We start from the raw sequence: 26643 nt of genomic DNA on the forward strand, positions 1-26643 counted from the left end.
GGGTGAGGGGAGAGCGTTCAGGGGCTGTATCGATGTGCGGCTCCGCCGCGTGGGCGCGACCAGCCACAACGGACCGGCAGTCGAGATACGGCCTATCCGGCGGACCGTGCCGCCCTGGCGACGGAGATCTGGCGTGCCACCCGGGGAGCGAGCACGGAGACGACCAGCAGGACGCCGGTGACGACGGTCTGCTTCTGGGCGGAGATGTCCTGGAGGCTCATCACGTTCTGGAGCACACCGAGCAGGAAGACTCCCGCGATCGCGCCGCCGAGCGTGCCCTTGCCGCCGTCGAAGTCGATGCCGCCGAGCAGCACCGCCGCGATGACGGAGAGTTCCAGGCCGGTGGCGTTGTCGTAGCGGGCGCTGGCGTAGTGCAGGGCCCAGAAGACGCCGGTCAGGGAGGCCATCAGGCCCGTGGTGACGAACAGCAGCAGCTTGGCCCGCTTGACGCGGATGCCGGCGAAGCGCGCGGCCTCCTCGGCGGCGCCGATGGCGAACAGCGACCGCCCGAACGGGGTGGCGTGCAGCACCACCACGGCGATGACGAGCAGCACCACGAAGGGCAGGAAGGCCCGCGGCAGGAAGCTGTCCCCGACGCGGCCGGCCGCGAAGTCCAGGTACTGAGAGGGGAAGTCGGTCACCGCGTCGGAGCCGAGCACGATCTGCGCGATGCCCCGGTAGGCGGCGAGGGTGCCGATGGTGACGGCGAGGGAGGGCAGCCCGAGGCGGGTCACGAGCAGGCCGTTGACCAGCCCGCACACCACGCCCAGCAGGAGGCAGATCGGGATGATCGTCTCGATGGTCATGCCCTCGTTCCACAGCTTGCCCATCACCGCGCCGGACAGCCCCGCGGTGGAGGCGACCGAGAGGTCGATCTCGCCGGAGACGACCAGCAGGGTCATCGGCAGGGCGATGAGCGCGATGGGCAGGGTGTTGCCGATCAGGAACGACAGGTTGAGGGCGTTGCCGAAGCCGTCCACGGTGGAGAAGGACAGCAGGAGCAGGACGATCAGGACGGCTCCGACGACGGTGTCCCAGCGGATCGCCCGGTTCAGGGACTCAGGCACTGGCCTTCCCCTTCTCTACGGCCGGCGTCACGGAGGCCGACTTCTTCTTCAGGGCGACCGCCACCCGCAGGGCCACGACCCGGTCGACGGCGATCGCGAGCAGGAGCAGGACGCCGTTGATGGCGAGCACCCAGACCGAGCTGACACCGAGCGCGGGCAGGACGCTGTTGATGGAGGTGAGGAGCAGGGCGCCGAGCGCGGCTCCGTAGACGCTGCCGGAGCCGCCGGTGAAGACGACGCCGCCGACGACGACCGCGCTGACGACGGTGAGTTCGTAGCCGTTGCCGGTGCCGGAGTCGACGTTGCCGAATCGGGCCAGGTACATCGCCCCGGCGAGGCCGGCGAGAGCGCCGCAGAAGGTGTACGCGGCGAGGATCCGCTTGCGCACCGGGATGCCGGCGAGCCGGGCGGCCTCCGGGTTGGAGCCGAGGGCGTACAGCTCCCGGCCGCTGCCGAAGTGCTTGAGGAAGGAGGCGGTGGCGACCAGCACGGCGAGCGCGATCAGCGCGAGATACGGCACCGCGGAGACGCCGCCGGACCCGAAGTCGACGAATCCGCCGGGCAGGTCGGCCGCGGTGATCTGCCGGGAGCCGACCCAGATGGAGTCGATGCCACGGATGATGTAGAGCGTGCCGAGGGTGACGACGAGGGCGGGCACCTGGCCGAGGCTGACGAGCAGTCCGTTGAGGAGCCCGCAGCCGACGCCGAGCAGGACCGCCAGGACGATCGCGATCGCCGGGTTGCCGCCGCCGTGCAGATAGGTACCGGCGGCGAAGGCGCTGATGCCGAGGGTTGAGCCGACCGACAGGTCGACGTTGCGGGTGATGACGACCAGGGACTGGCCGGTGGCGACCAGCACCAGGATGGTCGCGTTCAGCAGCAGGTCCTTGATGCCCTGCTCGGAGAGGAACTCGCTGTTGCCGGCCTGGGTGATGGCGATCATCACCAGGAAGACGACCAGGATGGCGAGTTCGCGCATCTTGAAGACGCGGTCGACCAGACGGGTGCCGCTGGACCGGGGCGCCTCGGCGAGGGAGGCCTGTTCAGGAGTGGTCACCGTCATGCGGCGGCCCTCCCGGTGGCTGCGGCCATCACGGTCTCCTCGGTGGCTTCGGAGCGGGGGATCTCGGCGGTGAGCCGGCCCTCGTGCATCACGAGCACGCGGTCGGCCATGCCGAGGATCTCGGGCAGGTCGGAGGAGATCATCAGGACGGCGACGCCGTCGGCGGCCAGCTCGCCGAGCAGCCGGTGCACCTCGGCCTTGGTGCCGACGTCGATGCCGCGGGTGGGCTCATCGACGATCAGCACCCGGGGGCCGGTGGCCAGCCACTTGGCGAGGACGACCTTCTGCTGGTTGCCGCCGGAGAGCGTGGAGACGGCGTCGGCGATCCGGGCGTACTTCACCTGGAGCTTGACCGCCCAGTCGAGGGAGCGGCTGCGCTCGGCTCCCCGGTCCATCAGGCCGGCCCGCACGGTCGTACGAAGTCCGGTGAGGCCGATATTGCGCTCGATGGACATGTCCATCACCAGACCCTGGGCGCGCCGGTCCTCGGGAACCAGGGCCAGCCCGGCGGCCATCGCGGTGGAAGGCGCGCCGTTGATGAGCCGGCGCCCCTCCACCTCTACCTCGCCGGCGTCCCAGCGGTCGATGCCGAAGACGGCCCGGGCGACCTCGGTACGGCCGGCGCCGACGAGTCCGGCGAGACCCACGATCTCGCCGCGCCGCACCTCGAAGGAGACATCGGTGAAGACGCCCTCGCGGGTGAGGCGGCGGACGCTGAGCGCGACCTCGCCCGGGTCGACGTCCTGCTTGGGGTAGAGCTCGTCGAGGTCGCGGCCGACCATGCGGCGGACCAGGTCGTCCTCGGTCATGCCCGTGATCGGCTCGGTGGCGATCCAGGCGCCGTCGCGCAGGGTGGTGACCCGCTGGCAGATCTCGAAGATCTCCTCCAGGCGGTGGGAGATGAAGAGGACGGCCGCGCCCTGCTCGCGCAGGGTGCGCACCACGCCGAAGAGGCGGGCGACCTCGCTGCCGGTGAGGGCGGCGGTGGGCTCGTCCATGATCAGGACGCGGGCGTCGAAGGAGAGCGCCTTGGCGATCTCGACGATCTGCTGGTCGGCGATGGACAGTCCGCTCGCCGGGCGGTCGGGATCGAGATCGACGCCCAGGCGGGTCATCAGGGCGGCGGTCGCCGCGCGGGTGGCCTGGTGGTCGATGCGGCCGAGGGCGCGCCGGGGCTGGCGGCCCATGAAGATGTTCTCGGCGATCGACAGGTCGGGGAAGAGCGTCGGCTCCTGGTAGATCACGGCGATGCCGGCGTCGCGGGCGTCTCCGGGGCCGTGGAAGACGACGGGCCCACCGTCGAGCAGCACCCGGCCGACGTCCGGTCGGTGCACCCCGGCGAGGGTCTTGATGAGCGTCGACTTGCCCGCGCCGTTCTCCCCGGCGAGGGCGTGCACCTCGCCGGGGAACAGCTCCAGGGAGACGCCCCGCAGGGCGCGTACGGCGCCGAAGGACTTGGTGACGTCCCTCAGCGCCAGCACCGGGGCCGGTCCCGTGTCGGACGGGTGGGTCATGGGTGGCTCCTCGACGACGTCCGCGAACGGGCCGAAGCGGGCCGGCACGGCGTCGTGAAAGGTTTCAACTGGATGGCCGGGACGTTAGGCATGGCGGGGATGTCACGTCAATGGGTCCGTCTCGAAAAGTTTTCGATAGTCGAAGGTTGCGTGAGAGTTAGGGAGAGAAGACCTGACCGCAGGGCTTGACACTCCCCCGGTGGGCTCATAGCTTCCCGTTCTGAATCGTTTCATCCGGGAGCTGTCCCGGACCGATGTCACAGGAGCCCGAAGTGACCGACCTCGCCGCGGTGAAGGCCGCGTTGAAGACCCAGGCCGTCGAGACACCGTCGTGGGCGTACGGGAACTCGGGGACCCGCTTCAAGGTGTTCGCCCAGGAGGGCGTCCCGCGCACCCCGCAGGAGAAACTCGACGACGCGGCACAGGTGCACGCTTTCACGGGGGTGGCGCCGACCGTGGCCCTGCACATCCCGTGGGACAAGGTGGAGGACTACTCCGCACTCGCGAAACATGCCGAGGACCGCGGGGTGCGGCTCGGCGCGATCAACTCCAACACCTTCCAGGACGACGCCTACAGGCTGGGCAGCATCTGCCATCCCGACGCGGCGGTGCGGCGCAAGGCCGTCGATCATCTGCTGGAGTGCGTCGACATCATGGACGCGACCGGCTCCGCCGACCTGAAGCTGTGGTTCGCGGACGGTACGAACTATCCCGGGCAGGACGATGTTCGGGCGCGGCAGGACCGGCTGGCCGAGGGGCTGGCGGAGGTGTACGAACGGCTCGGGGACGGGCAGCGGATGCTGCTGGAGTACAAGTTCTTCGAGCCCGCCTTCTACACGACCGATGTGCCGGACTGGGGGACCGCGTACGCCCACTGTCTGAAGCTCGGGGAGAAGGCGCAGGTCGTGGTCGACACGGGCCACCACGCTCCGGGGACCAACATCGAGTTCATCGTCGCGACGCTGCTGCGGGAGGGGAAGCTCGGCGGGTTCGACTTCAACTCACGGTTCTACGCGGACGACGATCTGATGGTGGGGGCGGCTGATCCCTTCCAGCTGTTCCGGATCATGTACGAGGTCGTGCGTGGGGGTGGGTTCACCTCCGAGGTGGCGTTCATGCTCGATCAGTGCCACAACATTGAGGCGAAGATTCCGGCGATCATCCGGTCCGTGATGAATGTGCAGGAAGCCACGGCCAAGGCTCTCCTTGTTGATCGGGTGGCGTTGAGTGAGGCGCAGGCTGCCGGGGATGTGCTGGGCGCGAATGCCGTGGTGATGGATGCGTACAACACCGATGTGCGGCCGTTGCTTCGGGAGGTGCGTGAGGAGATGGGGTTGGATCCCGAGCCCCTTGTCGCGTATGCGCGGTCCGGGTGGGGCGAGCGGATCGTTGCTGAGCGGGTTGGTGGGGAGCAGGCCGGTTGGGGCGCGTGAGCGTCTGCCTGGATCTGTTTCGTTGCGGGGTGCGGGCCGGTTGTGGCTGGTCGCGCAGTTCCCCGCGCCCCTAGGGACATGCACTCACCCTCTGTTGAGAAGGAACTGGACGTCATGGCTGTACATCCCGAGGCTGCTGCCCTCCTCTCCCGGTCTCACCGCCTCGGTGCCGACCCCCGTAACACCAACTACGCCGGCGGGAACGCGTCCGCCAAGGGCACCGGCACCGATCCCGTGACCGGCGGAGACGTCGAGTTGATGTGGGTCAAGGGGTCCGGGGGTGACCTGGGGACCCTCACCGAGGCCGGGCTCGCCGTGCTGCGGCTCGATCGGCTGCGCGGGCTCGTCGACGTGTACCCCGGTGTCGAGCGTGAGGACGAGATGGTCGCCGCGTTCGACTACTGCCTGCACGGGAAGGGTGGGGCGGCGCCCTCGATCGACACCGCCATGCACGGGCTCGTCGACGCCGCGCACGTCGACCATCTGCACCCCGACTCCGGGATCGCGCTCGCCTGCGCGGCCGACGGGGAGAAGCTGACCGCCGAGTGTTTCGGGGACGACGTGGTGTGGGTGCCCTGGCGGCGGCCCGGGTTCCAGCTCGGGCTGGACATCGCCGCCGTCAAGGCGGCCAACCCCCGGGCCATCGGGTGTGTCCTCGGCGGGCACGGGATCACCGCCTGGGGCGACACCGCCGAGGAGTGCGAACGCAACTCGCTGCACATCATCCGGACCGCCGAGGCCTTCCTTGAGGAGAAGGGGAAGGCCGAGCCGTTCGGGACCGTCCTCGACGGGTACGAGGCCCTGCCGGACGACGAGCGGCGGGAGCGGGCCGCCGCGCTGGCGCCGTACATCCGGGCCCTCGCGTCCCAGGACCGGCCGCAGGTCGGGCACTTCGACGACTCCGAGCCCGTGCTGGAGTTCCTCGCCCGGGCCGAGCACCCGCGGCTCGCCGCGCTCGGCACCTCCTGCCCCGACCACTTCCTGCGCACCAAGGTCCGCCCGCTCGTGCTGGACCTGCCGCCGTCCGTGCCGGTGGCGGAGGCCGTAGCACGGCTGAAGGAGCTGCATGCCGAGTACCGCGAGGAGTACGCGGCCTACTACCGGCGGCACGCGCTGCCCGACTCCCCCGCGATGCGCGGTGCCGACCCGGCGATCGTGCTGGTCCCCGGGGTGGGCATGTTCTCGTTCGGCAAGGACAAGCAGACCGCCCGGGTCGCGGGCGAGTTCTATCTCAACGCGATCAATGTGATGCGCGGTGCCGAGGCGGTGTCCACGTACGCGCCGATCGAGGAGTCCGAGAAGTTCCGCATCGAGTACTGGGCACTTGAGGAGGCCAAGCTTCAGCGCATGCCGGAGCCGAAGCCGCTGGCGACCCGGGTCGCCCTGGTGACGGGCGCGGGCAGCGGGATCGGCAAGGCCATCGCGCGCCGGCTCGTCGCCGAGGGCGCCTGTGTCGTCGTCGCCGACCTCGACGCCGAGAACGCGGCCGCCGTGGCCGAGGAGTTGGGCGGGCCCGACAAGGCCGTCGCCGTCACCGTCGACGTGACGTCCGAGGAGCAGATCGCCGACGCCTTCAAGGCCGCCGTGCTCGCCTTCGGCGGGGTCGACCTCGTCGTCAACAACGCCGGGATCTCCATCTCCAAGCCGCTGCTGGAGACGTCGGCCAGGGACTGGGACCTTCAGCACGACATCATGGCGCGTGGTTCCTTCCTCGTCTCGCGGGAGGCGGCCCGGGTGATGATCGCGCAGGCGCTGGGCGGTGACATCGTCTACATCGCCTCCAAGAACGCCGTCTTCGCCGGCCCCAACAACATCGCCTACTCCGCCACCAAGGCGGACCAGGCCCACCAGGTGCGGCTGCTGGCCGCCGAGTTGGGCGAGCACGGGATCCGTGTCAACGGGATCAACCCGGACGGTGTCGTGCGCGGCTCCGGGATCTTCGCCGGGGGCTGGGGCGCCCAGCGGGCCGCGACCTACGGCGTCGAGGAGGAGAAGCTGGGCGAGTTCTACGCCCAGCGGACCATCCTCAAGCGGGAGGTCCTTCCCGAGCACGTGGCCAACGCGGTGTTCGCGCTGACCGGCGGGGACCTCACCCACACGACCGGGCTGCACATCCCCGTCGACGCCGGCGTCGCGGCCGCCTTCCTGCGGTGAGCGCGCTCGTGAAGTCGTACGCCGCCGTCGATCTGGGCGCCTCCAGCGGCCGGGTGATGGTCGGGCGGGTCGGCCCGGACTCGGTGGAGCTGACCGAGGCGCACCGGTTCGTGAACCGGCCGGTGCGGCTGCCGGAGGGGCTGCGCTGGGACATCCTGCGGCTGTACGCGGGGGTGCTGGACGGGCTTCGGGAGGCGGGGCGCGTCGACTCCGTCGGCATCGACAGCTGGGCCGTGGACTACGGCCTGCTGGACGCCGACGGGGCGCTGCTCGGCAACCCGGTGCACTACCGGGACGCCCGCACCGAGGGCGTGGCGGAGAAGGTGTGGGCGACGGTGCCGGCCGCCGAGATGTACGCGGCGACCGGGCTCCAGCACGCGCCCTTCAACACGCTGTACCAGCTGACGGCCGATCAGCTGATCGGCGCGCGGCGCCTGTTGATGATCCCGGACCTGATCTCGTACTGGCTGACCGGGGAACAGGGCACCGAGCTCACCAATGCCTCCACGACCCAGCTGATCGATCCCCGGACGCGCGGATGGTCGTACGGCATCGCCGAACGGCTCGGGATCGACCTGGGGTTGTTCGCGCCGCTGCGGCAACCGGGCGATCCCGCAGGTCTGTTGCGGCCGGAGGTGCTGGACGAGACAGGGCTGACCGGTCCCGTTGCGGTGACGGCCGTCGGGTCGCACGACACGGCGTCGGCGGTCGCCGCCGTCCCGGCCGCCGGCGAGCGATTCGCGTACATCTGCACCGGCACCTGGTCGCTGGCCGGCCTGGAGCTGGACGCTCCCGTGCTCACCGAGGAGAGCCGGGCCGCGAACTTCACCAATGAGCTGGGGCTGGACGGCACGGTCCGCTATCTGCGCAACATCATGGGCCTGTGGCTGCTCCAGGAGTGCGTACGGGCCTGGGGCGACCCCGATCTGGGAACGCTGCTGCGGGAGGCCGCGGGCGCGCCGGCGCTGCGGTCGGTGGTCGACGCGGGGGACGCCGCGTTCCTCGCCCCCGGCCACATGCCCGAGCGGATCGCGCAGGCGTGCCGGACCTCGGGGCAGCCGGTGCCGGAGAGCCGGGGCGAGATCACCCGCTGCATCCTCGACTCGCTGGCGCTGGCGCACCGGCGGGCGATCGAGGACGCCCAGCGGCTGGCCGGACATCCCGTGGACGTCGTGCACATCGTGGGCGGCGGCACCCGGAACGCGCTGCTGTGCCAGCTCACGGCCGACGCCTGCGGGCTGCCGGTGACGGTGGGCCCGACCGAGGCGGCCGCGCTGGGCAACGTCCTGGTGCAGGCCCGGGCCCATGGCATCGTCGGCGATCTCGCCGACACCCGCCGGCTGCTGGCCCGCACGCAGCCGCTGACCCGCTACGAACCGCAGGGCGGCACCGAGCGGTGGCGCGCGGCCGAGGCGCGGCTCGCCGCACGGTGAGACGGGTCTCCCCCACGCCCCGCCCGCGCCGCTAGGCTGCTTTCATCCGATGATCGATCCCGAGGAGCCGCGATGCGTGTCGCTCTGTTCCTGACCTGTGTCAACGACACGCTCTATCCGGACACCGGCCGTGCCGTGGTGAAACTGCTGACCAGACTGGGTGTGGACGTCGACTTCCCGATGGCCCAGACCTGCTGCGGACAGGCGCACTACAACACTGGCTACCGCCATGAGGCCGAGCCGCTGGCGCGTCACTTCTCCGATGTATTCGGCGCGTACGAGGCGATCGTCACGCCGTCCGGTTCGTGCGGGGCGATGGTGCGGGAGCTGTATCCGCGGATGGGTGAGCGGGCCCGGGCCGAGGGGCGCGGGGACTCTCTCGCGGCGACGCTGGCGCCGGTGGTGCCGAAGACGTACGAACTGACGGAGTTCCTGGTGGACGTGTTGGGGGTGACGGACGTGGGCGCCTACTACCCGCACAAGGTGACCTACCACCCCACCTGTCACGGGCTGCGCGGGCTGGGTCTCGGCGACCGGCCCCGGCGGCTGCTCCGGGCGGTGAAGGGGCTGGAGCTGGTCGAGCTGCCGGGAGCGGAGGAGTGCTGCGGCTTCGGCGGCACGTTCGCGCTGAAGAACGCCGATGTGTCGGCGGCGATGGGCGCGGACAAGGTGCGCAACGCGGAGTCGACGGGCGCGCAGACGCTGTGCGCGGCCGACAACTCCTGTCTGATGCACATCGGGGGGACCATGGCCCGGCTGCGCAGCGGGATGCGCCCGGTGCACATCGCGGAGATCCTGGCGAGCACGGAGGAGGAACCGGCCGCATGAGCGGGACGTATCTCGGGATGCCGGCGTTTCCCACGGCCGCGCACGAGGCGGTGCGCGACGAGACCCTGCGCGGCAATCTGCGGCACGCCACGCACACCATCCGCGCCAAGCGGGCGAAGGCCGTCGCGGAGGTGTCCGACTGGGCGGAGCTGCGCGAGGCCGGCAAGCGGATCAAGGACCACACGCTGCGCCATCTCGACCGCTACCTCGTGCAGTTGGAGGAGTCGGTCACGGCGGCGGGCGGCACCGTCCACTGGGCGGCGGACGCCGACGAGGCCAACCGGATCGTGGCCGAACTGGTCAGGGCGACCGGCGAGTCGGAGGTCGTCAAGGTCAAGTCGATGGCGACACAGGAGATCGGGCTCAACGAGGCCCTGGAGGCGGAGGGCATCCGCGCCTACGAGACCGATCTCGCCGAGCTGATCGTGCAGTTGGGCAAGGACCGGCCCTCCCACATCCTGGTCCCCGCCATCCATCGCAACCGGGGCGAGATCCGGGACATCTTCGCGAGCGAGATGGGCGCGTGGGGCCGCCCGGCGCCCGAGGGGCTCACCGACACGCCCGCCGAACTCGCCGAGGCCGCCCGGCTGCACCTGCGGGAGAAGTTCCTGCGGGCCAAGGTCGGTGTCTCCGGCGCCAACTTCATGGTCGCCGAGACCGGCACGCTGGTCGTGGTGGAGTCCGAGGGCAACGGGCGGATGTGCCTGACCCTGCCGGAGACCCTGATCTCGGTCGTCGGCATCGAGAAGATCGTGCCGACCTGGCAGGACCTGGAGGTGTTCCTCCAGACCCTCCCCCGCTCCTCGACGGCCGAGCGCATGAACCCGTACACGAGCATGTGGACGGGGACGACCGACGGCGACGGGCCGCAGACCTTCCATCTGGTGCTGCTCGACAACGGCCGTTCCGACACGCTCGCCGACGAGGTCGGCCGCCAGGCCCTGCGCTGCATCCGCTGCTCGGCGTGCCTCAACGTGTGCCCGGTCTACGAGCGGGCGGGCGGCCATGCGTACGGCTCCGTCTACCCCGGCCCGATCGGCGCCATCCTCAGCCCCCAACTGCGCGGCACCGCCAGCGAGATCGACGCCTCGCTGCCGTACGCCTCGTCGCTGTGCGGGGCGTGCTACGAGGTCTGCCCGGTGGCGATCGACATCCCCGAGGTGCTGGTGCATCTGCGGGAGCGGGTCGCGCAGGGCGGGCCGGTGACGCGGGACGGCAACAAGGTCGTGCTGAAGCCCGCGAGGGGTCACGCGGCCGAACGGGCGGCGATGCGGGCGGCCCGCTGGGCGTTCGCGCGTCCCGGGGCGCTGCGCACGGGTCAGCGGCTGGCCTCGCGCACCCGCCGGTTCCATCCCCGCTCGCTGCCCGGCCCCGGCCGGGCGTGGAGCGGCACCCGGGAGCTGCCGGCCCTGCCGGCGGAGCCCTTCCGGGACTGGTGGCAGCGTACGAACGGCGGCAAGGACGGTGTGCGGTGAGCAGCAGGGAACGGATCCTCGGCCGGGTGCGACGCGCCCTGGCCGACGCGCCGGGCGCGGACAGGCCGGTCGAGCGCGCCTATCTGCGGCAGCACGGGGAGCGGAGCGTCGAGGAGACGATCGACCTGCTGGCGGAGAATCTGGCGGACTACCGGGCGGTCGTGCACCGTACGACGGCGGACGAACTGCCGTCCCTGATCGGGCGGTTGCTGGCCGAGCGGGATGCGGAGACGGTGCTCGTGCCGTCGGGGCTGCCCCCGCAGTGGCTGCCGGCCGGCGGGCCCACCCGGATCGACGACCGTGCCGAGAGCACCCCGGGCGAACTCGACCGGGTGCACAGCGTGGTGACGGGCTGCGCGCTCGCGATCGCGGAGACCGGCACCCTCGTGCTCGACGGCTCGCCCGACCAGGGCCGGCGCCGGATCACGCTCGTCCCGGACCATCACATCTGTGTCGTCCGGGTGCCCGATCAGGTGGTGTCCTCGGTGCCGCAGGCCCTCGAACGCCTCGACCCGACGCGGCCGTTGACGTGGATCTCGGGGCCGTCGGCCACGAGTGACATCGAGCTGGACCGGGTGGAGGGCGTGCACGGGCCGCGCACGCTGGAGGTCGTGCTGGTCGGCTGAGCGGAGGGACGGGGAGCCCCGGGCCGAGGGGACCTTCAGCCGGTCGCCGGCTCCCCGTCGTACTCCCGTCGCGCCCGCTCGACCCTGCCCAGGTTGTCTGTGGCCCAGGTGGCCAGGTGCGCGAAGAGGGGGGCGAGGCTGAGGCCGAGCTCGCTGATCTCGTACTCGACGCGGGGCGGGACCTCGGGGTGGTAGGTGCGCACCACGAGGCCGTCGCGCTCCAGCTGGCGCAGCCGCTGGGTGAGGACCTTGGGCGTGATGTTCGGGATTCCGCGCTCCAGTTCGACGAAGCGCTGGCGGCCGTGGGCGTGCAGGGTCCACAGGATCGGGGTGGTCCAGCGGCTGAACACGATGTCCACCACGGGCGCGATGGGGCAGGCCAGCTCGGGGTCGGTGGCGGCGGGTGCCGTCGGCTTGGCGTGGGTGGTCATGGCCGTGGGTCCCTCCGAGGGAAGTCACTTTCCTCTAGGTACCTACTATACGCCCGATGTTAGCGTCGGTGACGGCGGCGGGAAACCGCCCCGGCCCACTCCTGATGGGCCGTCAATCGATGCTGTACACAAGGGAGTTACTCATGATCGTGGTGACGGGGGCGACCGGGAACGTGGGCCGGGAGCTGGTGCGGATCCTGGCGGCGGCGGGCGAGCGGGTGACCGCGACGTCCCGGGGCATCTCGGACGCCCAGGTGCCGGACGGGGTACGGACCGTACGCTCCGACCTCACGGATCCGGAGAGCCTGCGGCCGGTGTTCGACGGCGCCGACGCGCTGTTCCTGCACGACGGAGGGGCGGGCGCGCTGCCGGGGCCGCGCGATGTGCTCGACGTGGCGAAGGCGGGCGGGGTCGGCCGGGTGGTGCTGCTGTCCTCGCTGGGGGTGGTGACCCGTCCGGAGTCGCCGTCGCACGGGGGCCTGATGCGGGCCGTCGAGGACGCGGTGCGGGAGTCGGGCCTGGACTGGACGATCCTGCGGCCGGGCGGCTTCCACTCGAACGCCTTCGCCTGGGCGGAGCAGGTGCGCGGCGGTCGCACGGTCGCCGCGCCCTTCGCCGACGTGGCGCTGCCCGGCGTCGACCCGGCCGACATCGCCGAGGTCGCGGCCGTCGCCCTGCGGGAGGAGGGACACACGGGGGCGGTCTACGAGCTGACCGGGCCGGTCGGCCGTACGCCCCGGCAGCGGGCGGCCGCGATCGCGGAGGCACTCGGGGAGCCGGTCCGGTTCGTGGAGCAGACCCGGGAGGAGGCACGGGCGCAGATGCTGGCGTTCATGCCGGAACCGGTCGTCGAGACCACGCTGGCCGTGCTGGGTGAGCCGACGCCCGCCGAGCGGCGCGTCAGCCCCGATGTGGAGCGCGTCCTCGGCCGGGCCCCGCGCGACTTCGCGGAGTGGGCCCGGCGCAACGCGGCGGCGTTCCGCTGACGGCGGGGGCGCCGAGACGCCGGCCATGGTCCGATACCGCGTGACAGACTCGGTGAACAAGCGCTTAGATAGGTGTCCGGCCGTCGTGCGGCGGCCGGCCGCCGTCGTGTCCTCACCACCGGGAGGCCCCGTTGTTCACATCCGTCGACGACGTCTCCGCCCGCCTCGCCGAGACCGGCTATCTCGCCTCCCCGGCGGTCGCGACGACCGTCTTCCTCGCCGACCGGCTCGGCAAGCCGCTCCTGGTCGAGGGCCCCGCCGGGGTCGGCAAGACCGAACTGGCCAAGGCCGTGGCCCAGGTGGCGGACGCCCGGCTGGTACGGCTCCAGTGCTACGAGGGCGTCGACGAGTCCCGCGCGCTGTACGAGTGGAACCACGCCAAGCAGCTGCTGCGCATCAGCGCGGGCCGCGACGAGAGCTGGGACGAGACGCGCACGGACATCTTCAGCGAGGAGTTCCTGCTGCCGCGCCCCCTGCTGACCGCCATCCGGGGCGAAGACCCCAAGGTCCTGCTCATCGACGAGACCGACAAGGCGGACGTCGAGATGGAGGGGCTGCTCCTGGAGATCCTCAGCGACTTCCAGGTCACCGTTCCGGAGCTGGGCACCATCGCCGCGACCCGCCGCCCCTTCGTCGTCCTCACCTCCAACGCCGGCCGCGAGCTGTCGGAGGCGCTGCGCCGCCGCTGTCTCTTCCTCCACATCGACTTCCCGGACGAGGAGCTGGAGCGCCGGATCGTCCGGCTGAAGGTGCCCGGCATCGACGCGGCGCTGGCCGCGTCCGTGGTGCGGGTGGTGGGCGCGCTGCGCGCGATGGACCTCCGCAAGCTGCCGTCGGTCGCCGAGACCCTCGACTGGGCGCGCACCCTGCTCGCGCTCGGCGCCGACACGCTCGACGAGGCCGTGGTGCGCGACACCCTGGGCGTGATCCTCAAGCACCAGGACGACGTCCTCAAGGCGGCCGCCAAGCTCGACCTGGACGCGCTGTGACGGATGCGGCCGGCGCGGCGGACACCACCGCGCGGCTCACCGGACTGGTCGCCGCCCTGCGCGCCCACGGCGTGCGCGTCGGCACCGGCGAGACCGTGGACGCGGCCCAGGCGGTCGAGGCCCTGGGGTTCGCGGACCGCGCGCTGCTGCGCGAGGGGCTGGCCGCGACCCTGCTGCACACGGCCGGTCAACGGCAGGTGTTCGACGCGGTCTTCGACCTGTATTTCCCGCGTGCCGTCGGCGCGCCCCAGGGCGGTTCCAGCGACCGGGACGACCTGCGCGACCGCCTCGCGGAAGCCCTCGCGGCCAACGACCGTGCGCTGATGGGGCAGTTGGCGATCGAGGCCGTCGACGCCATGGGAGGCTACGGGAGTTCACCGGGCGGGGACGGCTGGTCGTCGTACCAGACCCTCGAACGACTGCGGCCGCAGACGCTGCTGGCACGGGTGCGCGACGACGTCCGTGCGCGCGCCGGAGGAGGTACCGGGTTCGCGGACCGGCTGCTGGAGGACGAGATACGGCGGCGCATCGACGCCTTCCGGGCGCTGGTCGCGATCGAGGCGCGCCGGCGGGTGGCCGAGCGGCGCGACCGGGACGAGATCGCGCGGCGGGCGGTGGCGCCGACCGCCGACCGGGTCGACTTCCTGTACGCCGGGCAGGACCGGCTGGCCGAACTGCGGCGCACCGTCCAGCCGTTGGCCCGCAAGCTGGCCACGCGGCTGGCCGCGCGCCGCCGCCGGGCCGCGCGCGGCAGCGTCGATCTGCGCCGCACCCTGCGCGGCTCCCTCTCCACGGGCGGGGTGCCGATGCGCCCGGTGCTGCGCCGGCGCCGGCCCGGCCGGCCCGAACTGGTGCTGCTGTGCGATGTGTCGGGCTCGGTGTCCGGGTTCTCCGACTTCACGATGCTGCTGGTGCAGGCGCTGCACGACCAGTTCAGCAAGGTGCGGGTGTTCGCGTTCGTCAACCGGATCGACGAGGTGACCCGTCTCCTCGACCACGGCGTGGCCGACCCGGCGGGTCTGGGCGCCCGTATCCGGGCGGAGGCGGCCATCACCGGCTATCACGGCAGCAGTGACTACGGCGTCTCCCTGGGCGAGTTCGCGGAGCGGTACGCCACGACGCTGGGCCCGCGGACCACGGTGTTCGTGCTCGGCGACGCCCGGACGAACATGAGCGACCCGAACCTGGCCGCCGTACGGGAGATCGCCCGGCGGGCGCGGCGCGTCCACTGGCTGAACCCGGAGCCTCGGGCGCTGTGGGGCACGGGCGACTCGGCGGCACCCGACTACGCCGAGCTGGTCGCGATGCACGAGTGCCGCAACGCGCGCCAACTCGGCGTTCTCGTCGGGAGATTGCTCCCCGTGTGACCGTGACCGGGGCTCCGGCGCCTACGGCTGCGCCGGAAGCGGCCGTCGGTCAGTCCGTCGCCCTCCCGTACTCCTTGGCCGTCTGCCCCTCGAAGTCGTACGCGATGCACTGTTCGTCGCCCACGACCCACGCGTCGTGTCCGGGCGAGCACACGAACACATCGCCGGGGCCCACTTCCTGCTCGCCGCCGTCGTCCATGCGGATGTGCATCCGGCCCTGGACGATGTAGCCGTTGTGGTTCATCTGACAGCTGGACGTGCCCGCGATCGAGGCGAGGGACTCGGACCACTTCCAGCCCGGTTCGAAGGTCGCCACGGCGAAGTCGCAGCCCGTCAGGTGGACCACTTCCAGGTGGCCCCGGGGGAAATCACGTCGCTCGTCCGGCTTGTCGAGCGTCTTTACCTCCAGCATGACGCTCCTCCTTCCCGGCTGTGCCGCACGGTCCGCCTTTACCTCCTCATCGTCCGCCCGGCCACTCGGAGCCGCCATTCGGGCGAAGGGCTCACGCCCCGCACAGGCGCGCGAAGCGCTCGGCGTCGACGTTCCCGCCGGACAGGATCAGACCGACCCGGCGCGGAAGCGGGCCGAGGCGCCCGAAGAGCAGGGCGGCGAGCGGGGTGGCGCCGCTCGGCTCCAGCACGATCTTCAGGCGCTCGAAGGCGAAGCGCATCGCGTCCCGGATCTCGTCGTCGCTCACCAGGACGACCTCGTCGACGAGCCGCCGGTTGACCTCGAAGGTCAGCTCGCCGGGCGTGTCCAGCGCCTGGCCGTCGGCGATGGTGCGCGGCACGGGGACGGAGATCCGCCGCCCGGCCTCCAGGGACCGCCTGGTGTCGTCGCCGGCCTCCGGCTCGACGCCGACGACCCGGATGCCGGGCCGCAGTCCCTTGGCCGCGGTGGCGCTGCCGGCGATCAGCCCGCCGCCGCCGACGGGCACGACCAGGGCGTCCAGCTCGCCCGCGTCCTGGAGGAGTTCGAGGGCGGCCGTGCCCTGCCCGGCCATGACGTGGGGGTGTTCGTAGGGCGGGATCAGGGCCAGGCCCCGTTCGGCCGCGAGGGCCTTGCCGATGGCCACGCGGTCGCCGCTGTAGCGGTCGTAGGTGACGATCTCGGCGCCGTATCCGGCGGTCGCCTCCCGCTTGGAGCGCGGGGCGTCCTCGGGCATGACGATCACGGCGGTGGTGCCGAGTTCCCGGGCGGCCAGGGCGACGGCCTGGGCGTGGTTGCCGGAGGAGTAGGCGGCGATGCCCCGGGCGAGCTGGTCGGGCGTGAGCCGGGAGGCCGCGTTGTAGGCGCCGCGGAACTTGAAGGCGCCCACGCGCTGGAAGTTCTCGCACTTCAGGAGGACTTCGGCGCCGACGCGGGCGTCGAGGGTGCGGGACCGCAGGACGGGGGTGCGGTGGGCGACGCCCTGGAGCCGCTCGGCGGCGTCCCGGACGTCGCCCAGGGTGATCGGCGGGGGTGCGGTCGTCACGACGGTGCTCCTTCGGGGTCGGTGGCCCTGGCCTGCGCGAGGTAGGTGTAGGCGGTGGCGCGGGAGATGCCGAGGCGGGCCGCGACCTGCTCGACGGACCGCCGTACGGCGAACACGCCGTGCTCGTCCAGGCCGCGGAACAGCGCGACGCGGCGCTCCCGGTCGAGCGCGGCCCAGGTCCGGTCGTGCCGGTCGAGATGCCGGCCGACGAGGGCGTCGACGACGGAGTCGATGTCGTCGCCGAAGGTCGTCACGGGGGTCTCGGCGGCCCGTGCGGCGGTGCCGGCCAGCGCGCCGAGCAGCGCGTGGACCTGGTCGACCGCGGTGACGTCGACATTGACGCACAGGGCGCCGAACACCGCGCCGGTGGAGTCGCGCAGCACCATGGTCGACGCCTTGATCAGCTTGCCGCCGTCGGTGCGGGTGACGTAGTTCAGCTCGTCGGCGGCCTGGTCGCCGCGGGCGAGGAGGCGCATGCCGATCTCGCTCATCGCGCCGCCGACCGCCCGTCCGGTGACCTGTCCGGCGACGGCGACGACGGACGCCTCGGGCCGGCGGTAGTCGTGCAGCACCGCCTCGCACAGCGGCCCGAAGGTCGCCGCGACGCCGTCGACGACGGGTCGCAGCGCCCCGAGAATCGCGTCCCGCTCGGCCTCCAGGGCCTTGTCGTCCGCCATACGCCCCTCGACTGGACTCTTCGTCTGATGACTGGACTCTATGTCCAGCAGTGGGTGGACGGCAAGATCCCGAACCGGACGGCGCGGCCCGCGCTCTCTTAGCATGTCGCCGACAACTGAAGGAGGACCCGTGAACGTGGACCTGAGCGGTCGGGCCCATCTGCGTCAGCAGTGGGCGGCCCGCGTCTCGCTGGGCGCCGCCGCCCTGGCGGTGCTGCTGCCGCTCGGCTACGGCGGGACGGCGGGCGTCCTGCTCGTCGTCGCCGGGCTGGGCGGCGTGGCGGTGACGGCGGGCGCCGCGTGGTGGGCCCTGTCGCACCGCGGCCCCGCCCGGGTCGCGGCGGCCGCGGTGGCCCTGGCCACGCCCGCCGCCGTCGTCTACCTCTTCGTGACCGTCTTCCTCTGGTCCCTCGTCGCGTCCGTGCTGCTGTGGGCCCTGGCCGTCTGGACCGGACGGTACGCCCTGCACAGCGCCGGCCGCCGCCTGCGCGGACCGAAGGAACACCGGACGCCGCCGCCCGCCCGGCCCTTCCTGATCATGAATCCGCGCTCCGGTGACGGGAAGGTCGACCGGTTCGGGCTCGTGGGCAGGGCCGAGGCGCTCGGCGCGCGCGTGCACCTGCTCGACCCGGACCGCCCGCAGGACGTCGTCGCCCTCGCCCACACCGCCGTGCGCGAGGGCGCCGATCTGCTGGGCGTGGCCGGCGGCGACGGCACCCAGGCCCTGGTCGCCTCGGTGGCCGCCGAGTACGGCATCCCCTTCCTCGTCATCAGCGCCGGCACCCGCAACCACTTCGCGATGGACCTCGGCCTGGACCGCGACGACCCGGCCGCGTGCCTCGACGCGCTCACCGACGGTGTGGAACTCCACGTGGACCTGGGCTTCGCGGGCGGCCACCCGTTCGTCAACAACGCGTCGTTCGGCGCGTACGCGGAGGTCATCCGCAGCCCCGCCTACCGCGGCGACAAGATCGGCACGGCTCTGGAGCTGCTCCCCGATCTGCTCACCCGCCGCAGCGGGCCGCACCTGACCGCGCACGCCTCGGGAAGGGTGCTCGCCGATCCGCACGCGGTGCTGGTGAGCAACAACGCCTACCGTACGGACGACCCGCTGGGCCTCGGCCGCCGCGAGCGGCTCGACTCCGGCCTGCTCGGGGTGCTCGGCCTGCGGGTCGACAGCGCCGCCGAGGCCGCCGGTCTGCTGCTGCATCCGGAGCCGGAGCGGCTCGCGCTGCTGACCGCCCGCGAGGTGGTCGTGCACAGCGACCGCGCGGAGCTGGAGGTCGGCATCGACGGAGAGGCCGTACGGCTGCCCGCTCCCGTCCGCTGCCACATCGCGGCCGGAGCGCTGCGCGTCCGGGTCCCCCGCGACCGGCCCGGCGTGCCGGAGGCGTCCCCGCGGCTGGACTTTCGCCGGCTGCGCAAGCTGGCCGCGTCGGTCGGCCGCAGCGCGGTCCCCGCGAGCCGCTGACGACACCCCGCACAGGCTTTGGCCAAAACCCGAGGTCCACTCTTGGATGAAGCGTCAACTTCCCTTCCCTCGGCGGAAGTTGTCCTAGGGTGGTCGCTCCAATGATCAACAGCACTTCATGGGAGCCAACCATGCCGGACTCCAACGCCGCGGCGGCCCGCGCCCGGATCGACACCTCCAAGCCCCACTCCGCCCGATTCTGGAACTACTTCGTCGGCGGCAAGGACAACTACGAGGTGGACCGCGAGATCGGGGACCACATCAAGGAGATCTTCCCCGGCCTCGTGGACGTGGCCGTCACCAGCCGGCACTTCTTAGGGCGAGCGGTGCGCCATCTGGCCGGCGAGGCGGGCATCCGCCAGTTCCTGGACATCGGCACCGGGCTGCCGACCGCCGACAACACCCACCAGGTGGCCCAGCGCACGGCACCGGACGCCCGGATCGTGTACGTCGACAACGACCCGGTCGTCCTGGCCCACGCCAACGCCCTGCTCACCAGCACCCGCGAGGGCCGGACCGCGTATCTGGACGCCGACCTCTACGACCCCGAGGGCATCCTCAAGGCCGCAGCCGGGACCCTGGACCTCTCCCGCCCGGTCGCCCTGATGATCCTCAACACCCTCGGCCATGTCGCCGACCACTCGCAGGCCCGGGACCTGGTGCGGCGGCTGCTGGCGGGCCTGCCGTCGGGCAGCCACCTGGTGATCAGCGACAGCACCGCGACCAGCGAGGGCATGATCGCCGCGTCGGAGGCCTACAACGCCAGTGGCGCGGTGCCGTACTACGTGCGCAGCATCGGGGAGATCGCCGGGTTCTTCGACGGGCTCGACCTGCTGGACCCGGGCATCGTGCAGGTGACCGAGTGGCGGCCCGACGACCCGGCCGGTCCCGCGGTAGCCGTCGACGCGTACTGCGGGGTGGGACGCAAGCCGTAGCACCGGCGGGCGGGGTTTCGGTCAATCTGACTGAGCAAACCCCTGGTGACAGGCCGAAAGCCCTTGCCGGAACGGTGATCGAGTCAGCGAGATCCTGTCACCAAGCTGTGAAACTCCCGAGGGAATCTGGTGTTCGGACCGAACGACCCACGCCATTTCCATCGGGGGATCACACACATGAGCACCGTACGCAGAACCGCCGTCGTCCTCGCCGCCGCGTCCGCGCTGGCGGCGGCCCTGACCGCCTGCGGGCCGACCGGGGACGACGCCGCGGGCGGATCGGGCACGACCACGCCCACCGCGAGTCCGTCCACGACCACGTCCTCGGCACCGGCCAAGCCGGCCGCACCGCCCAAGCCGGCGAAGTCGTCCGAGCCGTCGAAGTCGTCGAAGTCGTCCAAGCCGGCGAAGCCCTCCGGCGGCAGCGGTGGCGGCACCCCGGACGACTACGACGTCTTCCCGTGCAGCACGTACGACGTGACGTTCACGGCGAACCTGGCGGAGCCCACCACCAGCAGCTACCTGCTGAAGATCACCAACAAGAGCGGCAAGGCGTGCCGGGTGCTGGGCCACCCGATCGTCACCTTCGGCGACCTGGACGGACAGGCCACGCAGCGCGGCCCCGCCCCCGGTATCGAGGACGCGCTGCGGCTGGAGCCGGGCGCGTCGGCCTACGCCGGCCTGATGGGCGGCGCCCACGACGGCAAGGGGAAGACGGTCGGCTCCATCGCGATGACCATGGACACGGAGTCCGACCTGGAGCAGAAACCGCTCAAGGCGTCGACGCCCGGCCTGTACGTCTCGCCGGACAAGAACTCCGTGACCGCGTGGGTGAACAACGCGGAGGACGCGCTGAGCCTGTAAGGACACAAGGGGGACGCACGGGGCGAACTCCCTACGCCAGTCGTCGTACGGGAGCACCCCCGAGGAACGCGGTGATGTCCTCCACCGCTTCCGTGTAGAAGGTGCGGTAGTTGCGCTCGGTGACATAGCCGAGGTGGGGGGTGGCGAGCACGTTCGGCAGGGTGCGCAGCGGGTCGTCGGCGGGCAGGGGCTCGGTCTCGAAGACGTCGAGGCCGGCCCCCGCGATCCAGCCCTCGTTCAGCGCGCGCAGCAGCGCCGACCGGTCGACGACGGCGGCGCGGGAGGTGTTGACCAGGTAGGCGTGCGGGCGCATCGCCCGCAGTTCCGGCTCGCCGAGCAGCCCGCGGGTGCGGTCGGACAGGACGAGGTGGACGGACACGAAGTCGCTGCGGCGCAGCAAGTCCGCCTTGCCGTCCGCGAGTCGGGCTCCGGCTTCGGCCGCCCGCTCGGCGGTGAGGTTCTGGCTCCAGGCGAGGACCTCCATGCCGAAGGCGGTGGCGACGCGGGCGACCCGGGTGCCGATCTTGCCGAGCCCGAGCAGGCCCAGGGTCCGGCCGTGCAGGTCCTGGCCGACGGTCGACTGCCACGGGCCGCCCTCGCGCAGGGCCCGGTTCTCGGCGGGGAGGTGCCGGGCGAGGCCGAGGAGGAGCGCCCAGGTCAGTTCGACCGGCGGGGTGGGACTGCTCGCCGTGCCGCAGACGGTCACGCCCTGGGCCGACGCGGCGGCGAGGTCGATGGAGGCGTTGCGCATGCCGGTGGTCACCAGCAGACGCAGCCGGGGCAGCCGGCGCAGGAGGTCCGCGCCGAAGGGCGTGCGCTCCCGCATGGCCACCACGATCTCGCAGTCGGCGAGTTCGGCGGTGAGCTTGTCTTCGTCGGTGATGTTCTCGCGGAGTGTCCGCACCTCGACCTGGCCGGCCAGGGGGCTCCAGTCCGCCAGGGTCAGGGCGGCGCCCTGATAGTCGTCCAGCACTGCACAACGGAGAAGGGTCATGCGGGCATTCTGCCGTCCCGCCGAAAACCGCCGGCACGCTGGGCCGATCACCACCCATCCCGACATTTGAGATAGTCGCGTCCACCATATGAACGCCCTCTTGGGATGGGCGCCGCGTTCTGCCACGATCCCCACCAGCCAGGTAGGAAAACTAGGGATCAGGGGGTGGCCATGGGAGCGCTGAGCTGCGCGGACCGGGTGCTGCCCGTGCTGACCTCGCGTCGCCACATCGACTTCGGCCGTACGTCCACGGCCATCTGTCGACCGGCCCGAGACCTCAGCACGCCACTCCCCACACCTCCTTGATCATTCTCCTGCCCTGAGAGGACGACCCCGTGTCTGCCGCAAGACCGCTCACCACCCTGCGCACCCTCGCCGCCATAGCGGCACTCCCCCTGCTGCTCACCGCCTGCGGCTACGGCTCCAGTTCCACCGATGACGGCAAGCAGACCCCGGCGGCCGCGGCGGGCGCCAAGAAGCTCTCGGCCGACGAGGTGAAGATCGGCTACTTCCCCAACCTCACCCACGCCACCGCCCTGGTGGGCGTCCAGGAGGGCCTGTTCCAGAAGGAGCTCGGCGGCACCACGATCAAGGCCTCGACCTTCAACGCCGGCCCCTCCGAGATCGAGGCGCTGAACGCCGGGTCCATCGACATCGGCTGGATCGGCCCCTCCCCCTCCATCAACGGCTACACCAAGTCCGACGGCAAGAACCTGCGCATCGTGGGCGGTTCGGCGTCCGGCGGTGTGAAGCTCGTCGTGAACCCGGACAAGATCAAGTCCCTGAAGGACGTCAAGGGCAAGAAGATCGCCACTCCTCAGCTCGGCAACACCCAGGACGTGGCGTTCCTCAACTGGATCGCGGAGCAGGGCTGGAAGGTCGACGCCGAGAGCGGCAAGGGCGATGTCTCCGTCGTCCGCACCGACAACAAGATCACCCCGGACGCCTACAAGTCCGGCTCCATCGACGGCGCCTGGGTGCCGGAGCCGACCGCGTCCAAGCTGGTGGCCGAGGGCGGAAAGGTACTGCTCGACGAGTCGACGCTGTGGCCCGACAAGAAGTTCGTGATCACGAACATCATCGTGTCGCAGAAGTTCCTCAAGGAGCACCCGGACGTCGTCGAGGCCGTCCTGCGCGGTTCGGTGAAGACCAATGAGTGGATCAACGCCAACCCGGACCGAGCGAAGGCGTCCGCCAACGCGGCGCTGAAGGAGCTGTCCGGCAAGGAACTGCCCGCCAAGGTCCTCGACCCGGCCTGGAAGTCCGTCACCTTCCTCGACGACCCGCTGGCCTCCACCCTCAACACCGAGGCGGAGCACGCGGTCACGGCCGGTCTGCTGAAGAAGCCCGACCTGAAGGGCATCTACGACCTGACGCTCCTCAACAAGGTCCTCAAGGCCGAGGGCAAGACCGCGGTCGACGACGCGGGCCTCGGAGCGCAGTAACCGAACACCGGACCCGATGGGCTCCCAGGAGGCGCCGAGGCGACGCCATCACCCTCCTGGGAGCCTTCCGGCCGTGCCGAGAAGACGATGGATCCCCCCGTCCGCTGATGACATGCCCGGGCCGGACGGTCAGGGATTCGTCCAGGCCTCGGGGTCCTCCGCGAGGCTCAGGACCTCGTCGGGCAACTTGGCCGCGGCCACGTGCGCCAGGGTGACCTCGCCGAGGATCTTGCGGACGTTGGCCCGTACCGCGATCCACAGCGGCAGCAGAGACTCCGCGGGGCCCCCGTAGGAGAGCTCGGGCGGGCGCACCCCGCGCACCGACACCAGGGGGCCGTCCGCCACGCGGATGACGTCCGCGATGGCGATCGAGTCCGCCGGGCGGGCGAGCCGGTAGCCGCCCTTGCCGCCCCGCTGGCTGACCACGAGACCGCCCCGGCGCAGATCGCCGAGGATGCCCTCCAGGAACTTGTGCGGGATGCCCTGCGCGGACGCGATCGCCTCGGCCTTGAGCGAGGCGTCGTCCCCCGCCGCGGCCAGCTCCAGGGCCGCCCGCACCGCATAGTCCGCCCGCGCCGAGATCCGCATGCCCCGATTATCCATCACCGCCGTGTCCCCCCGTCACCGCTCAAGCCGTCAGGCGGGGAGGGTGAACGGCGGGTGCGCGCCGTTGAGGAAGTAGTCCCCGACCTCGCGCAGCCGGACGGCCACGGGCTCGCGCAGGGTGTGCGTCCGGGCGTTGCGCCAGAAGCGGTCGAAGCCGTGCCGGGAGGAGGCGGCGTCGGAGCCGATGACGTCCAGGGCACGGGTGGTGATCTCCTGCGCCGCCCGGACGGCGGCGGACTCCGCCACGCTCGCCAGGACCGTGATCTCCGCGCACTCCTCGTCGTCGATGTCCTCGCCCTGTACGAGCCCGCGCGCCAGGGCGTCGACCGCCTGCTCGGCGAGGGCGGACGCGGCCCGCGCGACGACGGCGAGCTCGCCGTACGCGGTCAGCGCGTACGGATCCTGCGGCGGGCTGTCCGGCCAGGGCTGGGGCGAGAAGGGCTGCCAGGCGGACCGCATGCCCCTTCCGTACTCGCGCACCTCTGCCAGCAGGCCCTCGGCCACGCCGAGACAGAACTGGACGGAGACCAGACGGGCGGTCGGCGCGGACAGAGAGGCGAAGGGCGACAGCACGCCCTCGTCCGGCGAGAGGGAGCCGAGCACATCGTCCGCCGCGACCGGCACGAAGTCGAACTCCACGCCGCCGCCGGTCGCCAGCCGCTGGCCGAAGGTGTCCCCGCTGCCGGCGCTCACGACACCCGGGTGGGTGGGGTCGACGAGGACGGCCAGCGGCTCACCGGTGCCGTACCGGGCGGCTCGGACCACCAGCCGGTCGGCGATGCCGACGCCGGTGGCGGACCTCTGATAGCCGTTCAGCAGATAGCCGTCCGCCGTCGGCGTCAGGATGAGCGGCGGCTCGTGCGAGGCGATACCGCCTCCCCAGTACCACTGCCCCCGCGTCGACTCCCGCTCGATCCGGGCCGCACACGCGGGGCCGCCGAAGAAGCGGGCGCTGTGGGACAGGACGTAGTGGTGGCCGAGCAGATGGCCGATGGCCCCGTCGGCGGCGGCGACGGTCCGGACGACCGCGTAGGCGGTGCGCCAGTCCGCACCCCCGCCCCCCAGCTCGACCGGGGCCAGCAACGTCAGCAGCCCCGACTCGCGCAGCCGCGCGACCTCGTCGAACGGTGCCTTGCCGGCCTGTTCGCGCTCGACCACGTCCGTCGACAGGTCGTCCGCCGTGTCACGGGCCACGTGCAGCCAGTCGGTCTGCCCGGCTCCCGCGTCGGTGATCCCGTCGGCCGTCACCGTCATGCCCGGGCCCGCTTCACGCGACCGCGGCTGTCGGCGCACCTCAGTGCTGTTGTCATGGCGTCTTCCTTCAGGGGGACCCAGGCCGACGCGGTGTCCGGCGAGGCGGCGCCGGAGTGCGGCGGCGCGCAGTGAGGCGTCGGCTTCATCATCCTCACTCTCCTCTTCGACCACCGTCAACACTTCCCTAGTAATTCGATAGGAAAACTAGGGATAGCGGGGCCGCTCCGGCTGATTCGCGTCCCCCGATGGCGAGTTCGAGCCCGCCGATCACCAGCTCATCGCGGGCTCCCCGCGCCGGCGAAGGGCACCTGGGTGGAGGAGGCGGCCTGCTGTGCGTACGGGTGCCGCCACAGGCCACGCGCCTGAAGCCGCGGCAGGACGCCCTCGCCGAACCAGTACGCCTCCTCCAGGTGCGGATAGCCGGAGAGCACGAACTCGTCGATGCCGAGGGCGTGGTACTCCTCGATCCGCTCGGCGACCTCGTCGTGGCTGCCGACCAGGGCGGTGCCGGCGCCGCCGCGCACGAGGCCGATACCGGCCCACAGATTGGGGTGGATCTCCAGACGGTCACGGCTGCCGCCGCCGTGCAGGGCGAGCATGCGCTGCTGGCCCTCGGACTCGCTGCGGGCCAGGCCCGCCTGGATGGCCCTGACCGCCTCCGGGTCGAAGCCGTCCAGCAGCCGGTTCGCCTCGGCCCAGGCCTGCTCGGAGGTGTCACGGGTGATGACGTGCAGGCGGATGCCGAAACGGACGCGACGGCCCTCCTTCTCGGCCAGCGCCCGCACCCACGCGATCTTCTCGGCGACCGCGGCCGGCGGCTCGCCCCACGTCAGATAGACGTCGACATGCTTGGCGGCGACCTCTCCCGCGATCGGCGAGGAGCCCCCGAAGTACACCTCGGGGACCGGGTCGGGCACCCGCGCGAGCCGCGCGTCCTCGACCTGGAGGTGTTCGCCGCGCAGATCGACGGTCCTGCCCTCCCACAACCCTCGTACGATCTCCAGGAATTCGCCGGTACGGCGGTAGCGGGCGTCCTTGTCGAGGAAGTCTCCGTAGGCCCGCTGCTCGTGGCTCTCGCCGCCGGTGACGACGTTGAGCAGGAGCCGTCCGCCGGTCTGCCGCTGGAAGGTGGCGGCCATCTGCGCGGCGAGCGTCGGTGAGACGAAGCCGGGCCGGAAGGCGACCAGGAACTTCAGGCGCTCGGTGTTCTGACTGACCATCGCGGTGGTCAGCCACGCGTCCTCGCACCAGGCTCCCGTCGGTGTGAGCGCGCCGACGAAGCCCAGGTCCTCGGCGGCGCGGGCGATCTGGCTGAGGTAGGCGACCGTGGGCGGCCGGTCGCGCCCCGACGCGGTGGCGGGGGTGCCGTGGCCGCCGCCGACGACGTGGCGGCTGTCGCCGTTGGTCGGCAGGAACCAGTGGAAGGTGAGGGACACGAGAGGCTCCGATCAAGGGTGTTCGTCGGCGTTCGTCTGCGGTCGTCTGCGGTCGTCTGCGGTCGTCGGCAGGGATCAGAGGAGGCCGTCGCGGGTGCTCGGGTGCCGTCGAGGACAGGG

24 protein-coding genes are annotated in these 26643 nt (G+C 71.8%); 13 read left to right on the plus strand and 11 right to left on the minus strand.

What is annotated here, in order from left to right:
- Positions 1-92 precede the first annotated feature (92 nt).
- The 3 genes from ACZ5NW_RS20950 to ACZ5NW_RS20960 are packed head-to-tail and all read right to left on the minus strand — an operon-like array spanning position 93 to position 3644.
- Entirely contained in the window at positions 93-1067 is a 975-nt protein-coding gene (locus ACZ5NW_RS20950) for an ABC transporter permease (RefSeq protein ID WP_468745359.1), read from the minus strand.
- Positions 1060-2130 carry an ABC transporter permease gene (locus ACZ5NW_RS20955; protein ID WP_468745360.1) on the minus strand — a complete coding sequence of 357 codons (1071 nt, stop codon included), beginning with the start codon at positions 2128-2130 and terminating at the stop codon, positions 1060-1062. Before ACZ5NW_RS20955 ends, ACZ5NW_RS20950 begins: the two co-directional genes overlap by 8 nt.
- Positions 2127-3644 carry a sugar ABC transporter ATP-binding protein gene (locus ACZ5NW_RS20960; protein WP_468745361.1) on the minus strand — a complete coding sequence of 506 codons (1518 nt, stop codon included), beginning with the start codon at positions 3642-3644 and terminating at the stop codon, positions 2127-2129. Before ACZ5NW_RS20960 ends, ACZ5NW_RS20955 begins: the two co-directional genes overlap by 4 nt.
- 272 nt (positions 3645-3916) lie before the next feature.
- On the opposite strand from ACZ5NW_RS20960, the gene rhaI reads away from it, so the two are divergent.
- From rhaI to ACZ5NW_RS20990, 6 genes are all read left to right on the plus strand, one after another.
- A complete protein-coding gene (gene rhaI, locus ACZ5NW_RS20965) occupies positions 3917-5077 on the plus strand; it encodes an L-rhamnose isomerase (RefSeq protein ID WP_468745362.1) in 1161 nt (386 codons plus the stop codon).
- A gap of 114 nt (positions 5078-5191) precedes the next feature.
- On the plus strand, positions 5192-7231 hold the full coding sequence (locus tag ACZ5NW_RS20970; protein WP_468745363.1) for a bifunctional aldolase/short-chain dehydrogenase: 2040 nt from the start codon (positions 5192-5194) through the stop codon (positions 7229-7231).
- The gene (locus ACZ5NW_RS20975) at positions 7228-8664 is read left to right on the plus strand and encodes a rhamnulokinase (protein ID WP_468745364.1); all 1437 of its coding nucleotides are present in this window, start codon (positions 7228-7230) and stop codon (positions 8662-8664) included. Before ACZ5NW_RS20970 ends, ACZ5NW_RS20975 begins: the two co-directional genes overlap by 4 nt.
- Before the next feature lie 72 nt (positions 8665-8736).
- Complete coding sequence (locus ACZ5NW_RS20980; RefSeq protein ID WP_468745365.1) at positions 8737-9492, plus strand: (Fe-S)-binding protein; 756 nt, start codon at positions 8737-8739, stop codon at positions 9490-9492.
- Positions 9489-10967, plus strand: coding sequence for a LutB/LldF family L-lactate oxidation iron-sulfur protein (locus tag ACZ5NW_RS20985; RefSeq protein WP_468745366.1), 1479 nt, complete (start codon positions 9489-9491; stop codon positions 10965-10967). Before ACZ5NW_RS20980 ends, ACZ5NW_RS20985 begins: the two co-directional genes overlap by 4 nt.
- Positions 10964-11593 (plus strand): LutC/YkgG family protein, encoded by a 630-nt coding sequence (locus tag ACZ5NW_RS20990; RefSeq protein ID WP_468745367.1) that lies wholly within the window; start codon positions 10964-10966, stop codon positions 11591-11593. Before ACZ5NW_RS20985 ends, ACZ5NW_RS20990 begins: the two co-directional genes overlap by 4 nt.
- 35 nt (positions 11594-11628) lie before the next feature.
- Here ACZ5NW_RS20990 and ACZ5NW_RS20995 read toward each other — a convergent pair whose 3' ends face one another.
- Complete coding sequence (locus ACZ5NW_RS20995; protein WP_468745368.1) at positions 11629-12024, minus strand: winged helix-turn-helix transcriptional regulator; 396 nt, start codon at positions 12022-12024, stop codon at positions 11629-11631.
- 143 nt (positions 12025-12167) lie between these two features.
- On the opposite strand from ACZ5NW_RS20995, the gene ACZ5NW_RS21000 reads away from it, so the two are divergent.
- The 3 genes from ACZ5NW_RS21000 (at position 12168) to ACZ5NW_RS21010 (ending at position 15366) form a co-directional block, all read left to right on the plus strand.
- Complete coding sequence (locus ACZ5NW_RS21000) at positions 12168-13010, plus strand: NAD(P)H-binding protein (RefSeq protein WP_468745369.1); 843 nt, start codon at positions 12168-12170, stop codon at positions 13008-13010.
- A gap of 131 nt (positions 13011-13141) precedes the next feature.
- Positions 13142-13999, plus strand: coding sequence for an AAA family ATPase (locus ACZ5NW_RS21005; protein WP_468745370.1), 858 nt, complete (start codon positions 13142-13144; stop codon positions 13997-13999).
- On the plus strand, positions 13996-15366 hold the full coding sequence (locus tag ACZ5NW_RS21010) for a vWA domain-containing protein (RefSeq protein ID WP_468745371.1): 1371 nt from the start codon (positions 13996-13998) through the stop codon (positions 15364-15366). Before ACZ5NW_RS21005 ends, ACZ5NW_RS21010 begins: the two co-directional genes overlap by 4 nt.
- Before the next feature lie 49 nt (positions 15367-15415).
- Here ACZ5NW_RS21010 and ACZ5NW_RS21015 read toward each other — a convergent pair whose 3' ends face one another.
- From ACZ5NW_RS21015 to ACZ5NW_RS21025, 3 genes are all read right to left on the minus strand, one after another.
- Positions 15416-15778: a cupin domain-containing protein gene (locus tag ACZ5NW_RS21015; RefSeq protein WP_468745372.1), complete on the minus strand. Its 363-nt coding sequence runs from the start codon at positions 15776-15778 to the stop codon at positions 15416-15418.
- A 91-nt stretch (positions 15779-15869) separates the two neighbouring features.
- Entirely contained in the window at positions 15870-16841 is a 972-nt protein-coding gene (locus tag ACZ5NW_RS21020; protein WP_468745373.1) for a pyridoxal-phosphate dependent enzyme, read from the minus strand.
- Positions 16838-17518, minus strand: a complete 681-nt coding sequence (locus ACZ5NW_RS21025; protein ID WP_468745374.1) for a helix-turn-helix transcriptional regulator — start codon at positions 17516-17518, stop codon at positions 16838-16840. Before ACZ5NW_RS21025 ends, ACZ5NW_RS21020 begins: the two co-directional genes overlap by 4 nt.
- A 130-nt stretch (positions 17519-17648) precedes the next feature.
- Here ACZ5NW_RS21025 and ACZ5NW_RS21030 point away from each other — a divergent pair, with 130 nt between their 5' ends.
- The 3 genes from ACZ5NW_RS21030 to ACZ5NW_RS21040 all read left to right on the plus strand — a co-directional run bounded on the left by ACZ5NW_RS21030 (position 17649) and on the right by ACZ5NW_RS21040 (position 20788).
- Positions 17649-18989 carry a diacylglycerol/lipid kinase family protein gene (locus tag ACZ5NW_RS21030; protein WP_468745375.1) on the plus strand — a complete coding sequence of 447 codons (1341 nt, stop codon included), beginning with the start codon at positions 17649-17651 and terminating at the stop codon, positions 18987-18989.
- Positions 18990-19120: 131 nt separating this feature from the next.
- Positions 19121-19924: an SAM-dependent methyltransferase gene (locus ACZ5NW_RS21035; protein WP_468745376.1), complete on the plus strand. Its 804-nt coding sequence runs from the start codon at positions 19121-19123 to the stop codon at positions 19922-19924.
- Between the two features lie 177 nt (positions 19925-20101).
- Positions 20102-20788, plus strand: coding sequence for a DUF4232 domain-containing protein (locus ACZ5NW_RS21040; protein ID WP_468745377.1), 687 nt, complete (start codon positions 20102-20104; stop codon positions 20786-20788).
- Between the two features lie 31 nt (positions 20789-20819).
- On the opposite strand, the gene ACZ5NW_RS21045 is transcribed toward ACZ5NW_RS21040, so the two are convergent.
- Complete coding sequence (locus ACZ5NW_RS21045) at positions 20820-21782, minus strand: D-2-hydroxyacid dehydrogenase family protein (protein ID WP_468745378.1); 963 nt, start codon at positions 21780-21782, stop codon at positions 20820-20822.
- A gap of 335 nt (positions 21783-22117) precedes the next feature.
- Here ACZ5NW_RS21045 and ACZ5NW_RS21050 point away from each other — a divergent pair, with 335 nt between their 5' ends.
- Positions 22118-23227 carry an ABC transporter substrate-binding protein gene (locus ACZ5NW_RS21050; RefSeq protein ID WP_468745379.1) on the plus strand — a complete coding sequence of 370 codons (1110 nt, stop codon included), beginning with the start codon at positions 22118-22120 and terminating at the stop codon, positions 23225-23227.
- Positions 23228-23356: 129 nt separating this feature from the next.
- On the opposite strand, the gene ACZ5NW_RS21055 is transcribed toward ACZ5NW_RS21050, so the two are convergent.
- The 3 genes from ACZ5NW_RS21055 to ACZ5NW_RS21065 all read right to left on the minus strand — a co-directional run bounded on the left by ACZ5NW_RS21055 (position 23357) and on the right by ACZ5NW_RS21065 (position 26523).
- Positions 23357-23815, minus strand: a complete 459-nt coding sequence (locus ACZ5NW_RS21055) for an RrF2 family transcriptional regulator (RefSeq protein ID WP_468745380.1) — start codon at positions 23813-23815, stop codon at positions 23357-23359.
- Between the two features lie 48 nt (positions 23816-23863).
- Entirely contained in the window at positions 23864-25087 is a 1224-nt protein-coding gene (locus ACZ5NW_RS21060; protein ID WP_468745381.1) for an acyl-CoA dehydrogenase family protein, read from the minus strand.
- 275 nt (positions 25088-25362) lie between these two features.
- Positions 25363-26523: an LLM class flavin-dependent oxidoreductase gene (locus ACZ5NW_RS21065; protein WP_468745382.1), complete on the minus strand. Its 1161-nt coding sequence runs from the start codon at positions 26521-26523 to the stop codon at positions 25363-25365.
- Positions 26524-26643: the final 120 nt, after the last annotated feature.

Source organism: Streptomyces sp. NPDC032126 (assembly GCF_055580085.1).

Excerpts from the sequence above, each read along its gene's own strand:
- ACZ5NW_RS21055 (WP_468745380.1), bottom strand. The coding sequence starts at position 23,815 with ATGCGGATCTCGGCGCGGGCGGACTATGCGGTGCGGGCGGCCCTGGAG.
- ACZ5NW_RS21045 (WP_468745378.1), bottom strand. The coding sequence starts at position 21,782 with ATGACCCTTCTCCGTTGTGCAGTGCTGGACGACTATCAGGGCGCCGCC.
- ACZ5NW_RS20980 (WP_468745365.1), top strand. The coding sequence starts at position 8,737 with ATGCGTGTCGCTCTGTTCCTGACCTGTGTCAACGACACGCTCTATCCG.
- ACZ5NW_RS21060 (WP_468745381.1), bottom strand. The coding sequence starts at position 25,087 with ATGACGGTGACGGCCGACGGGATCACCGACGCGGGAGCCGGGCAGACC.
- ACZ5NW_RS21035 (WP_468745376.1), top strand. The coding sequence starts at position 19,121 with ATGCCGGACTCCAACGCCGCGGCGGCCCGCGCCCGGATCGACACCTCC.
- ACZ5NW_RS21000 (WP_468745369.1), top strand. The coding sequence starts at position 12,168 with ATGATCGTGGTGACGGGGGCGACCGGGAACGTGGGCCGGGAGCTGGTG.
- ACZ5NW_RS20960 (WP_468745361.1), bottom strand. The coding sequence starts at position 3,644 with ATGACCCACCCGTCCGACACGGGACCGGCCCCGGTGCTGGCGCTGAGG.
- ACZ5NW_RS20970 (WP_468745363.1), top strand. The coding sequence starts at position 5,192 with ATGGCTGTACATCCCGAGGCTGCTGCCCTCCTCTCCCGGTCTCACCGC.
- ACZ5NW_RS20985 (WP_468745366.1), top strand. The coding sequence starts at position 9,489 with ATGAGCGGGACGTATCTCGGGATGCCGGCGTTTCCCACGGCCGCGCAC.
- ACZ5NW_RS20995 (WP_468745368.1), bottom strand. The coding sequence starts at position 12,024 with ATGACCACCCACGCCAAGCCGACGGCACCCGCCGCCACCGACCCCGAG.
- ACZ5NW_RS21040 (WP_468745377.1), top strand. The coding sequence starts at position 20,102 with ATGAGCACCGTACGCAGAACCGCCGTCGTCCTCGCCGCCGCGTCCGCG.
- ACZ5NW_RS21015 (WP_468745372.1), bottom strand. The coding sequence starts at position 15,778 with ATGCTGGAGGTAAAGACGCTCGACAAGCCGGACGAGCGACGTGATTTC.
- ACZ5NW_RS21025 (WP_468745374.1), bottom strand. The coding sequence starts at position 17,518 with ATGGCGGACGACAAGGCCCTGGAGGCCGAGCGGGACGCGATTCTCGGG.
- ACZ5NW_RS20955 (WP_468745360.1), bottom strand. The coding sequence starts at position 2,130 with ATGACGGTGACCACTCCTGAACAGGCCTCCCTCGCCGAGGCGCCCCGG.